At 62.1% G+C, this 12,169-nt stretch carries 9 protein-coding genes; all 9 read right to left on the bottom strand.

Features of this window, described 5'->3' with window-relative positions:
• Positions 1-47 precede the first annotated feature (47 nt).
• The 9 genes from dnaE to rseP all read right to left on the bottom strand — a co-directional run bounded on the left by dnaE (position 48) and on the right by rseP (position 12,135).
• The gene (gene dnaE, locus ACLEJU_RS02590; protein WP_435422476.1) at positions 48-3,572 is read right to left on the bottom strand and encodes a DNA polymerase III subunit alpha; all 3,525 of its coding nucleotides are present in this window, start codon (positions 3,570-3,572) and stop codon (positions 48-50) included.
• Positions 3,573-3,661: 89 nt separating this feature from the next.
• On the bottom strand, positions 3,662-4,285 hold the full coding sequence (rnhB, locus tag ACLEJU_RS02585) for a ribonuclease HII (protein ID WP_435422477.1): 624 nt from the start codon (positions 4,283-4,285) through the stop codon (positions 3,662-3,664).
• Position 4,286: 1 nt separating this feature from the next.
• Positions 4,287-5,414: a lipid-A-disaccharide synthase gene (gene lpxB, locus ACLEJU_RS02580; RefSeq protein ID WP_435422478.1), complete on the bottom strand. Its 1,128-nt coding sequence runs from the start codon at positions 5,412-5,414 to the stop codon at positions 4,287-4,289.
• Between the two features lies 1 nt (position 5,415).
• Positions 5,416-6,192 carry an acyl-ACP--UDP-N-acetylglucosamine O-acyltransferase gene (gene lpxA, locus ACLEJU_RS02575; RefSeq protein ID WP_085675614.1) on the bottom strand — a complete coding sequence of 259 codons (777 nt, stop codon included), beginning with the start codon at positions 6,190-6,192 and terminating at the stop codon, positions 5,416-5,418.
• Positions 6,189-6,629: a 3-hydroxyacyl-ACP dehydratase FabZ gene (gene fabZ / locus ACLEJU_RS02570; protein ID WP_003252314.1), complete on the bottom strand. Its 441-nt coding sequence runs from the start codon at positions 6,627-6,629 to the stop codon at positions 6,189-6,191. Before fabZ ends, lpxA begins: the two co-directional genes overlap by 4 nt.
• A 113-nt stretch (positions 6,630-6,742) precedes the next feature.
• Entirely contained in the window at positions 6,743-7,798 is a 1,056-nt protein-coding gene (gene lpxD, locus ACLEJU_RS02565; protein ID WP_435422479.1) for a UDP-3-O-(3-hydroxymyristoyl)glucosamine N-acyltransferase, read from the bottom strand.
• A 1-nt stretch (position 7,799) separates the two neighbouring features.
• The gene (locus ACLEJU_RS02560; protein ID WP_003252311.1) at positions 7,800-8,303 is read right to left on the bottom strand and encodes an OmpH family outer membrane protein; all 504 of its coding nucleotides are present in this window, start codon (positions 8,301-8,303) and stop codon (positions 7,800-7,802) included.
• A gap of 44 nt (positions 8,304-8,347) precedes the next feature.
• Positions 8,348-10,708, bottom strand: a complete 2,361-nt coding sequence (bamA, locus tag ACLEJU_RS02555; RefSeq protein WP_435422480.1) for an outer membrane protein assembly factor BamA — start codon at positions 10,706-10,708, stop codon at positions 8,348-8,350.
• Positions 10,709-10,782: 74 nt separating this feature from the next.
• Complete coding sequence (gene rseP / locus ACLEJU_RS02550; protein ID WP_435422481.1) at positions 10,783-12,135, bottom strand: sigma E protease regulator RseP; 1,353 nt, start codon at positions 12,133-12,135, stop codon at positions 10,783-10,785.
• Positions 12,136-12,169: the final 34 nt, after the last annotated feature.

The raw sequence follows: 12,169 nt of genomic DNA, 5'->3' as shown, positions 1-12,169 counted from the left end.
ACCTTAAGGGATCAGGCGCATATAGGTCGAGATTAAATTTCGTCGATTCAACGATATTGCAGGAAGACGTTCTCACGCCCGAACTGGTCACGCAGTGCCTGAATCAGGCCATCGGCCGGGTCGATCTTCCACTGCTCGCCGAACTGCAACATGGCCTTGGCGTCGCTGCCGGTGTACTCCAGGGTGATCGGGCAGGCCCCGCGGTGGCGGGTGATCAGCTCGCCCAGCCACTTCAGGCGGTCCCCCTTGAGCGCTTCGTGCGCCACTTTCAGGCGCAAGCTCTCGGCGAGCTTGGTACGCGCGTCCTCCATGGTCATCACCTGCTTCACCCGCAGGCGCAGGCCACCGGAAAAGTCGTCGTTGCTGACCTCACCCTCGACCACCACCATGGCATCGGTCTGCAGCAAGGACTGTGCCGCCATGTAGGAATCGGCAAACAGCGAGGCCTCGATGCGCCCGGAACGGTCGTCCAGGGTGACGAAGCCCATCTTGTCGCCCTTTTTGTTCTTCATAACCCGCAGGGCAATGATCATCCCGGCAATGGTCTGGGTCTCGCGCGACGGCTTGAGGTCGATGATGCGCTGGCGGGCGAAGCGGCGAATCTCGGTCTCGTACTCGTCGATCGGGTGGCCGGTGAGGTACAGGCCCAGGGTGTCCTTCTCGCCCTTCAGGCGCTCCTTGAGGGTCAGTTCGCGCACCTTGCGGTGGTTGGCGTAGACATCGACATCCGCCTCATCGAACATGCCGCCGAACAGGTCGACGTGGCCACTGTCAGCGGTATGGGCCGCCTGCTCCGCGGCCTTGATCGCCTCGCCCAAGGCAGACAGCAAGGTCGCACGGTTGATGTCGATATTGGCCTGATAGGCCTTGATCTCATCATGGAAATGCGGGCCCAGGCGGTCCAGCGCACCGCTGCGGATCAACGCATCGAGGGTACGCTTGTTGACCCGTTTGAGGTCGATGCGCTCGCAAAAGTCGAACAGGTCCTTGAACGGCCCGCCCTGGGCACGCGCCTCGACGATGGCCTCCACCGGCCCTTCGCCGACGCCCTTGATCGCACCCAGGCCATAGACGATGCGGCCGTCGTTGTTGACGGTGAACTTGAAGTCGGAGAAGTTCACGTCCGGCGCATCGAGGCGCAGCTTCATGCTGCGCACTTCCTCGACCAGCACCACCACCTTGTCGGTGTTGTGCATGTCCGCCGAGAGTACCGCAGCCATGAACGGTGCTGGGTGGTGGGTCTTCAGCCAGGCAGTCTGGTACGAAACCAGGCCATAGGCGGCGGAGTGGGATTTGTTGAAGCCGTAACCGGCGAATTTCTCTACCAGGTCGAAGATGTTACCGGCCAAATCCGCATCAATATTATTGGCGACGCAACCTTCGATGAAACCGCCACGCTGCTTGGCCATCTCCTCGGGCTTTTTCTTACCCATGGCTCGACGCAGCATGTCGGCGCCGCCGAGTGTGTAGCCCGCCATCACCTGGGCGATCTGCATCACCTGTTCCTGGTACAGGATGATGCCGTAGGTCGGCGCCAGTACCGGCTTGAGGCCTTCGTACTGGTAGTCGGAGTGCGGGTAGGCCAGCTCGGCGCGGCCGTGCTTGCGGTTGATGAAGTCGTCCACCATGCCCGACTGCAACGGGCCCGGGCGGAACAGTGCCACCAGTGCGATGAGGTCTTCCAGGCAGTCGGGCTTGAGCTTCTTGATCAGCTCCTTCATGCCGCGGGATTCGAGCTGGAACACCGCCGTGGTTTCGGCCTTCTGCAACAGCTCGTAGGTCTTGCGGTCGTCCAGCGGGATGAAGTCGATGTTCAGGTCAGGCAGGTTTTGCTTGGCCTGCTCGCGGTTGATGATCTCCATCGCCCACTTGATGATGGTCAGGGTACGCAGGCCGAGGAAGTCGAACTTCACCAGGCCCGCAGCCTCGACGTCGTCCTTGTCGAACTGGGTCACCAGGCCGCCGCCCTCTTCGTCACAGGCGATCGGCGAGAAGTCGGTGAGCTTGGTCGGGGCGATCACCACGCCACCGGCGTGCTTGCCGGTACCACGGGTGACACCTTCGAGCTTGAGCGCCATGTCCCAGATCTCGCGGGCATCCTCGTCGCCCTTGAGGAAGTCGCGCAGGATCTCTTCCTGCTCGTAGGCTTTCTCCAGGGTCATGCCCACTTCGAACGGGATCATCTTCGACAGGCGGTCGGCCAGGCCGTAGGACTTGCCTTGCACCCGCGCCACGTCGCGCACTACCGCCTTGGCGGCCATGGTGCCGAAGGTGATGATCTGGCTCACGGCGTTGCGGCCATAGGCTTCGGCCACATAATCGATTACCCGGTCACGGCCGTCCATGCAGAAGTCGACGTCGAAGTCGGGCATGGAAATACGTTCAGGGTTGAGGAAGCGCTCGAACAGCAAGTCGTAGGCCAGCGGGTCGAGGTCGGTGATCTTCAGTACGTAGGCCACCAGCGAGCCCGCACCCGAACCCCGCCCCGGGCCCACCGGCACGTCGTTGTTCTTGGCCCACTTGATGAAGTCCATAACGATCAGGAAGTAACCGGGGAAGCCCATCTGGATGATGATGTCCAGTTCGAACTTCAGGCGGTCCAGGTAGACCTGGCGCTTCTCTTCGTAATTCGGCGTCGTCTCTTTCGGCCAGAGCACCGCCAGGCGCTCTTCCAGGCCTTCGTGGGAGACGTGGCGCAGGTAGTCATCAATGCCCATGCCATTGGGCGTCGGGAAGTCGGGCAAGAAGTATTTGCCGAGCTGCACCTGGATGTTGCAGCGCTTGGCGATCTCGACGGTGTTGGCAATGGCATCGGGCAGGTCGCTGAACAGCTCGGCCATTTCCTCGGCCGACTTCAGGTACTGCTGGTCGCTGTAACCACGCGGGCGGCGTGGATCATCGAGAGTCCAGCCCTCGCCAATGCAGACGCGGGTTTCGTGGGCGTCGAAGTCGGACTGCTTGATGAAACGCACGTCGTTGGTGGCCACCAGCGGCGCGCCGAGCTGGTCGGCCAGGGCCACGGCGGCGTGCACGTATTCCTCGTCGCCAACGCGGTTGGTGCGCTGCACTTCGACGTAGAAACGCTCGGGGAACATGCCCATCCAGTCGCGCAGCAGGGCTTCAGCCTCATCCTGGCGACCATTCATCAAGGCCATGCCGATATCGCCCTCCTTGCCTGCGGAGAGGGCAATCAGCCCTTCGCTGGCGGGGGCGATCCACTCACGCTGGAGGATCACCAGGCCGTTGCGCTGGCCATCGGTCCAGCCACGGGAGATCAACTCGGTAAGGTTGCGATAGCCCTTGGGGTCCATGGCCAGGAAACAGATGCGCGACAGCGGTGCTTCCGGGTCGGCGCCGGCCAGCCACAGGTCGGCACCGCAGATCGGCTTGATCCCGGCACCCATGGCAGTCTTGTAGAACTTCACCAGCGAGCACATGTTGCTCTGGTCGGTGATCGCCACCGCCGGCATGTTCATCCCCGCCAGCGCCTTGGCCAGCGGTTTGATCCGCACCAGGCCGTCAACCAGCGAGAATTCGGAGTGGACGCGCAGGTGAACGAAGGGAACCGACATGGAAAGTCCTGTAGCAGTGCTGAACGACAAGGGCGGGATTGTAGCGTAATTGCTTAAAACATTTGGGGCCGCATAGCGGCCCCAGTTCATCAGATCAACGATTCGGTAATGCCTTCGCGGGCTTCCCAGGCGGCCCGCACCGGGCCGAACGAGCGCCGATGAATGGGCGTGGGGCCAAGGCGCGCGAGGGCTTCAAGGTGCACAGGTGTTGGGTAGCCTTTATGCCCGCCAATCCCGTATCCGGGGTAGATCAGCTCGAACGCGCTCATCTCCCGGTCGCGGGTCACCTTGGCCAGGATCGATGCCGCGGCGATTGCCGGCACCTGGCTATCGCCCTTGATCACCGGTGCAGCTGGCACCGCCAGCTTCGGACAACGGTTACCGTCGATCAGTGCCAGCTTCGGCGTCACGTGCAACCCTTCCACCGCTCGCTGCATGGCCAGCATGGTGGCCTGCAGGATGTTCAGCCGGTCGATCTCGTCGACTTCGGCGCGGGCGATGCAGAAGCTCAGGGCTTTTTCGCAGATCTCGTCGAACAGCGCCTCACGCTTGGCTTCGGTGAGTTTCTTCGAATCGTTCAGGCCCAGAATCGGCCGAGCCGGGTCGAGGATCACCGCCGCCGTGACCACCGCACCGCACAGCGGGCCACGGCCGACTTCGTCGACGCCAGCGACCAGGTCTTCGACCAGGTTGAAGTCCAGTCCAATCTGCATGTCAGCGGTCCTTGAGCAAGGCCAGCACCGCGTCGGCCGCCTGGTTGGAGGCGTCGCGGCGCAGGGTGCGGTGAATCTCGTCGAAGCGTTCAGTTTGCTGCGCACCGTCGGTGACCAGCGGCGCCAAGGTCTGTGCCAGGGCTTCGCTGGTCGCGGCATCCTGCAGCAACTCAGGCACCAGCTCACGCTGGGCCAACAGGTTGGGCAGCGACACGTAGGGGCTTTTCACTAGGCGCTTGAGAATCCAGTAGGTCAACGGTGCCAGGCGGTAGGCCACGACCATCGGGCGCTTGTACAGCAGCGCCTCCAGCGTGGCGGTGCCGGAAGCGATAAGCACGGCGTCGCAGGCAGCCAGGGCCCTGTGCGACTGACCATCGAGCAGGGTCAACGGCAGATCGCGGCCTTCGAGCATCTGCTCGACCTGGGCACGACGCGCTGCGTTGGCGCATGGCAATACGAAACGTACGCCAGGCACCCGTTCGCGCAAGCGCTGGGCGGCGTCGAGGAACAGCGCCCCCAGGCGCCCGACCTCACCACCACGGCTACCCGGCATCAGTGCCACCACCGGGCCATCAGGCAGGCCCAGCTCGTTACGCGCAGCCTGACGGTCTGCCGTTAATGGAATGGTATCGGCCAACGGATGGCCGACAAACCGAACTGGCACACCCTGTTCTTCGTAGAAACGTGCTTCGAAGGGCAGCAGCGTGAGCATCAGGTCGCAACCTTCGCGGATCTTCAGCACGCGCTTCTGCCGCCACGCCCAGACCGACGGGCTGACGTAATGCACGGTCTTGATCCCGGCCTGACGCAGTTTCAGTTCGATATTGAGGGTGAAATCGGGGGCGTCGATGCCGATGAACACATCGGGCTTTTCGCCGATCAGGGTCTGGATCAGCGCCTTGCGGCGCTTGAGCAGCTCACGCAGGCGACCCAACACTTCGACCAGCCCCATGACCGCGAGGCGCTCCATGGGGAAGTATGATTGCAGGCCTTCGGCCTCCATCAATGGGCCACCCACACCGATGAAACGCACATCGGGATGGCGCGCCTTGAGGGCGCGCATCAGACCGGAACCGAGAATATCGCCGCTGGCCTCACCCGCGACCAGGGCTACGCAAAGCTGGGCCATATCAGCGGGTAATGCCGCGGGCGGAGTTCACGATCGACTGGCGGAACAGCTCGACCTGCTCGTGCTTGGCGGCCAGCTCGTCCAGCTCCTTGATCGCCTCTTCCACGGTCAGGCCCTGGCGGTAGACGATCTTGTACGAACGACGCAGGGCATGGATGACCTCGTCGCTGAAACCACGGCGGCGCATGCCTTCAAAGTTCATGCTGCGGGCCTCGGCAGGGCTGCCGAATACCGTGACGAAGGCCGGCACGTCCTTGCCGATCGCCGTGCCCATGCCGGAAAACGCGTGGGCGCCGATGTGGCAGTACTGATGCACCAGGGTGAAGCCGGACAGGATCGCCCAGTCGCCCACGTGCACATGCCCGGCCAGCGCGGTGTTGTTGACCAGGATGCAGTGGTTGCCGATGACGCTGTCGTGGCCGATGTGGGCATAGGCCATGATCAGGTTGTGATCACCCAGGGTGGTTTCCGCGCGGTCCTGGACCGTACCACGGTGAATGGTCACGCCTTCGCGGATAACGTTGTGATCGCCGATCACCAGGCGCGTTGGCTCACCCTTGTACTTGAGGTCAGGGGTGTCTTCGCCAATCGAGGAAAACTGGTAGATGCGGTTGTGCTTGCCAATCCGGGTCGGCCCCTTGAGCACCACGTGCGGGCCAATGACGGTGCCCTCGCCGATCTCGACGTCAGGGCCGACGATCGACCACGGGCCGACCTCGACGCCATCGGCCAGCTTGGCCGACGGATCGATGATCGCCCGCGGATCAATCGAACTCATAGGGAGCGTTCCGCACAGGTGATCTCGGCCGAGCATACCGGCTTGCCGTCAACCAGGGCACGGCACTCGAACTTCCAGATCATGCTCTTGCGGCTGAGGAACTTCGCTTCCAGTACCAGCTGGTCGCCCGGCAGTACCGGCTGGCGGAAACGCAGCTTGTCGGAACCGACGAAGTAGTACAGGGTGCCATCGGCCGGCTTGGCATCGAGCATCTTGAAACCGAGGATGCCGGCCGCCTGGGCCATGGCTTCGATGATCAGGACGCCCGGCATGATCGGGTGCGCCGGGAAATGGCCATTGAAGAACGGCTCGTTGATGCTGACATTCTTGTAGGCACGAATGCTCTGGGCCTCGAAGTCCAGATCCGTCACGCGATCTACCAGCAGGAACGGGTAGCGGTGAGGCAGGTATTCGCGAATCTCGTTGATGTCCATCATTTCGGGGGGAAGCCTGTAATAAGAATAGGGAGCGCAGGTGCTGACCACACGCTCCTTTTGCAGTCCAAAGAGGAGCCAGCTAGCGACTGTTCACTCTTGCTCAGGAAATGGTATCAGCCTTCTGATGTCGGCTGGCCACCTGAGGTCACGGTATCGACACGTTTTTCCAGCTGCTGGAGCCGCTTGGCCATGTCATCGAGCTGGCGAATTCGCGCCGCGCTCTTGCGCCAGTCAGCCAGTGGCTGCATGGCCGTACCGGATGAATAGGAGCCTGGTTCGGTGATCGAACGGGTCACCATGGTCATCCCGGAGACGAACACGTTATCGCAGATATCGATATGCCCCACCAGGCCAACGCCACCTGCCAGCATGCAATGCTTGCCGATGCGGGTACTGCCGGAGATCCCGACACAGGCGGCCATCGCCGTGTGATCACCGATCTGCACGTTGTGAGCGATCTGGATCTGGTTGTCGAGCTTGACCCCGTCGCCGATCCGGGTGTCGGACAGCGCGCCACGGTCAACGGCAGTGTTGACGCCGATTTCCACGTCATCACCGATGGTAACGCCGCCAATCTGGGCGATCTTGCGCCAGATGCCCTTCTCGTTGGCGAAGCCGAAGCCCTCGCCGCCGATCACAGCGCCCGACTGGATGACCACACGCTTGCCGATGGTCACGTCGTGATACAGCGTGACCCGGGGTGCCAGCCAACCACCTTCACCGACCACGCAACGGGCACCGATGAAGCAATGTGCGCCGATGCTGACGTTGGCGCCGATGCGCGCACCGCTTTCGATGACCGCAAAAGGCCCGACACTGGCGCTGGCATCCACCTGAGCACCCTCTGCCACCACGGCGCTGGGATGAATACCCGCCACAGCCTTGGGTTTGGGGTCGAACAGGTGGGAAATGCGTGCATAAGCCAGGTACGGATCAGCCACGATCAGGGCATTGCCGGCAAAGCCTTCGGCGTCCGCAGCCTTGAGCAGCACCGCAGCGGCCTGGCAGTTGTCCAGGTATTTGCGGTACTGCGGGTTGGCGAGGAAGCTCAATTGACCGGGGCCGGCCTCCTGCAAGGTGGCCAGCCCGGTGATCTGCAGCGCCTCAGGGCCTTTGAGTGTGGCCCCGAGGGCCTCGGCCAGCTGGCCGAGCGTCATGGTCACGGTCATATCAACGCGCTTGGTTCATGCGCTCGATGACTTGGCGGGTGATGTCGTATTGAGGTTTGACATCGATGACCGCGCCGCGCTCGAGAACCAGGTCGTAGCCGCCTTTCTTGATCACTTCCTCGACAGCGCCGTCCAGCTTCGGCTTGAGCTGCTTGAGCATGTCGCGGTCAGCAACGGCCTTGGCCTCGTTCAGTTCCTTGGACTGGAACTGGAAGTCACGGGCTTTCTGCTTGAATTCGAGCTCCAGACGCTCACGCTCCTGCTGCTGCATCTTGTCGCCGCCCTTGATCAGGCGGTCCTGAATGCCCTTGGCGCTGCTTTCCAGGCTTTTCAGCTTGGTCAGTTGCGGGCCGAACTTCTTCTCGGCATCAACCGCGTACTTCTTGGCGGCATCGGATTCGAGCAAGGCCATCTGATAGTTCAGCACGGCGACTTTCATTTCGGCGAAAGCCGGGGTGGCGACCAGCGCCGCGGCCACTACGGCCAGTTGAGCCAATTTACGCACGATGCACTCCTGGAAAAACCGTTGTCGTTAAGCAAGGGCCGACCTTAGAAGGTCTGGCCCAGAGAGAATTGGAACACCTGGGTATCGGCATCGTCCGGCTTCTTCACCGGCATCGCCAGGCTGAAGCTCAACGGGCCCAGAGCAGTAATCCAGGTCACACCCAGACCGACCGAACTGGCCATGCCCGAGAAGCCGACCTTTTCGCAATCCGGCTTGCTGCCGCAGTTGGTGTCAAACACATTACCCACGTCCCAGAACACGGAGGTACGCAGGGAGCGCTGGTCCTTGACGAACGGCAGCGGGAACAGCAACTCGACACCACCTTGCACCAGGACGTTACCACCGAATGGCAGCGGATCCTGATCCGGATCGGCGATGGTGCCTGGCTTACCACCATTGGCCTCGCCGCGACTTGGGGTACTGCGTGGACCCAGGCTGCTGTCTTTGAAGCCACGGACGGAGTTGAAGCCACCCGCGAAGTAGTTCTCGTAGAACGGCAGGCCGGAGGTGCTGCCGTAACCGTCACCATAGCCCAGTTCGGTATGCAGACGCAGGGTGTAGTCATTGGTAATCGGCTTGAACAGCTGGCCGCGGTAGTCGAGCTTGTAGAACGACAGGTCGCTGCCTGGAATGGTGCTCTCGAGCGTCAGGCTCTGGGAGTGGCCACGAGTCGCCAGCACGCCTTTGTTCAGGGTCGACTCGGACCAGCCGATCGAAGCCTTGAAGTTGGTGAAGTTGCTACCTTCCTGCTCGAGGAAGTCAAAGATCTCGTCAACGGTGTACTTGCCGGTCTTGATCTTGTCCTGCTGAACGCTCAGGCCGTAGGTCAGACGCGAAGTCTCGCTGATCGGGTAGCCGAGGCTGACACCGGCACCCAGACTGTCCACCGCATAGCTGGCCACGTCGACGTCAAGGTCGCTGTAGTCGGTGCTGCGGTAGAAGGCGTTGTAGCCCAGGCTCACGCCGTCGGCAGTGAAGTAGGGATCAACGAAGCCGAAGTTGTAGCGGGTCTGGTATTCCGAACGGGTCAGGCCGATGGACACCTTGTTACCGGTACCGAGGAAGTTGCTCTGGCTGATCGAACCACCGAGGATCAGGCCGGCGCTCTGGGCGAAACCGACGCTGGCGGTGATCGAACCGGAGGCTTGCTCTTCGACGCTGTAGTTGACGTCGACCTGATCGTCGGTGCCTGGCACAGCCGGGGTCTCGACGTTGACTTCCTTGAAGAAGCCCAGGCGCTCGAGACGGGTCTTGGACTGGTCGATCAGGTAGGTCGACGCCCAGCCGCCTTCCATCTGGCGCATTTCACGGCGCAGCACTTCGTCTTCGGTCTTGGTGTTGCCGCGGTAGTTGATGCGGTTGACGTAGGCACGCTTGCCCGGGTCGACCACGAACATGATGTCGACGGTGTGGTCCTGGTCGTTCGGCTGCGGTACGCCGTTGACGTTGGCGAAGGTGTAGCCTTCGTTGCCCAGGCGACGGGTGATCAGCTCGGAGGTGGTGGTCATCACCTTGCGCGAGAACACCTGGCCCGGCTGCACCAGCAGCAGCGACTTGACCTGGTCTTCCGGCACCTTCAGGTCACCCGACAGCTTCACGTCGCGAACGGTGTACTTCTCGCCTTCGTTGACGTTGACGGTGATGTAGACGTGCTTCTTGTCCGGGGTGATCGACACCTGGGTGGAGGCGATGTCCATGTTGATGTAGCCGCGGTCCAGGTAGTAGGAACGCAGGCGTTCCAGGTCACCGGAGAGCTTTTCGCGGGCGTACTTGTCGTCGTTCTTGAAGAACGAAAGCCAGTTGGTGGTCTTCAGCTCGAACAGCTGCTGCAGCTCTTCATCGTCGAACACGGTGTTGCCGACGATGTTGATGTGCTGGATGGCGGCGACGGTGCCTTCGTTGATCTTGATCTTCAAGGCCACGCGGTTGCGCGGCTGCGGTACGACTTCGGCGTCGACCTCGGCCGAGTAGCGGCCCTGGGCCACGTACTGGCGCTGCAGCTCGTTGCGCACGCCTTCGAGGGTGGCGCGCTGGAAGATCTCGCCTTCGGCAAGGCCAGACTGCTTCAGGCCCTTCATCAGGTCTTCGGTGCTGATCGCCTTGTTGCCTTCGATCTCGATGCTCGACACCGACGGGCGCTCGACCACGTTGATGATCAGGACGTTGCCATCGCGGTTCAGCTGGATGTCCTGGAAGAAGCCGGTCTTGAACAGCGAACGGGTGGAGTCCACCAGGCGACGGTCGTCAGCCTGGTCGCCAACGTTGAGCGGCAAGGCGCCGAACACGCTGCCGGCGGATACCCGCTGCAGGCCGTTGACACGAATATCGGAGATAGTGAAGGACTCGGCGTGAACTTCAGCGATCATCAGTGCGGACATGACCGCAGTTAGCAGCAGACGTTTCATGAAGTCCTTTTATTCCAACTGGCAATAAACAACCCGCCGCATAAAGACGGCAGGTTCGCAATTGAGCGAAGCTTTTAAAGTCGACCCAGATCGTTGATCAGGGCGAGCAACATCACCCCTACGACCAAACTGATACCGATCTGGACCCCCCAACCTTGCACCCGTTCCGACAGCGGACGACCGCGCGCCCACTCGACCAGGTAAAACAGCAAATGCCCCCCATCCAGTACTGGAATGGGCAGCAGGTTAAGAACCCCCAGGCTTATGCTCAGGTAGGCCAGGAAATTCAGGAAATCCCCCACGCCGGACTGGGCTGAAGCGCCCGCCACTTTAGCAATGGTTATCGGTCCGCTCAAGTTTTTTACCGAGAGCTCCCCGAACAGCATTTTCTTCAGCGACTCGAGGGTCAGGACACTCATGTTCCAGGTCCGCGAAAGGCCCTCGCCCACGGCATCCAGCGGGCCGTAGCTGACTTCGCGGAGCATGCTGGCCGGCCATTCGGCGCCCTTCACCCCCGCACCGAGGTAGCCCCCGACGGCCTTGCCTTCACCTTTGTGAGCCAAGGTGACCGGCACATCCAGGGCCGCGCCATCGCGCTCGACACGCAGCACCACCTGGGCGTCCGGGCGGGCGCGAACACTGTCCACCACTTGCTGCCAGTCACTCAGCGCAGCGCCGTCGAGGGCGAGCAACTTGTCGCCTGCCTTCAGACCAGCGGCAGCGGCCGGGCCCTTCGGATCGATCTCGGCCAGCACAGGGGACACGGCCGGCCGCCAAGGGCGCAGGCCCAGTGACTGGATAGGGTCCGGCTCATCGGCCCCCTTGAGCCAATGGTCAAGCTTCACCTGCAGCTGCCGCTCGGCAGTGGCGCCTTCGTCGCGCACGCCCACCTGCAGCGTGCCACTCTCACCCAGGCGTCGAACCAACTGCAGATTGACAGCTGACCAACCGCTGGTCGCCTTGCCATCAATAGATACAATTTCCTGACCAGCGGCCAGGCCTGCTGATGCTGCCAGGCTCCCGGATTCAACCGCACCGATCACCGGGCGGATCTGCTGGGTGCCGAGCATGGCCAGCAGCCAGAAGAAGACGATGGCCAGGACGAAGTTGGCGATCGGGCCTGCGGCCACAATCGCGATGCGCTGACGCACCGACTTGCGGTTGAAGGATTGATGGGCAAGTGCCGCAGGCACATCGCCTTCGCGCTCGTCGAGCATCTTGACGTAGCCACCCAGAGGGATCGCCGCCACCACGAACTCAGTTCCCTGGCGGTCATGCCAGCGCAGCAGCGGCGTGCCGAAGCCGACGGAGAAGCGCAGCACCTTGACCCCACAGCGCCGGGCAACCCAGAAGTGGCCAAACTCGTGGAACGTGACCAATACACCCAGGGCCACCAGGGTGCCGACAATCATGTAGAGCGCAGTCATATCTATCTCCGAATGACGTTCAGCAGAACCCTGG

The organism is Pseudomonas sp. SMN11, from assembly GCF_052041945.1.
In the GTDB taxonomy this organism is placed as follows: Bacteria; Pseudomonadota; Gammaproteobacteria; order Pseudomonadales; family Pseudomonadaceae; genus Aquipseudomonas.
This window is presented reverse-complemented; position numbering and strand designations above follow the sequence as displayed.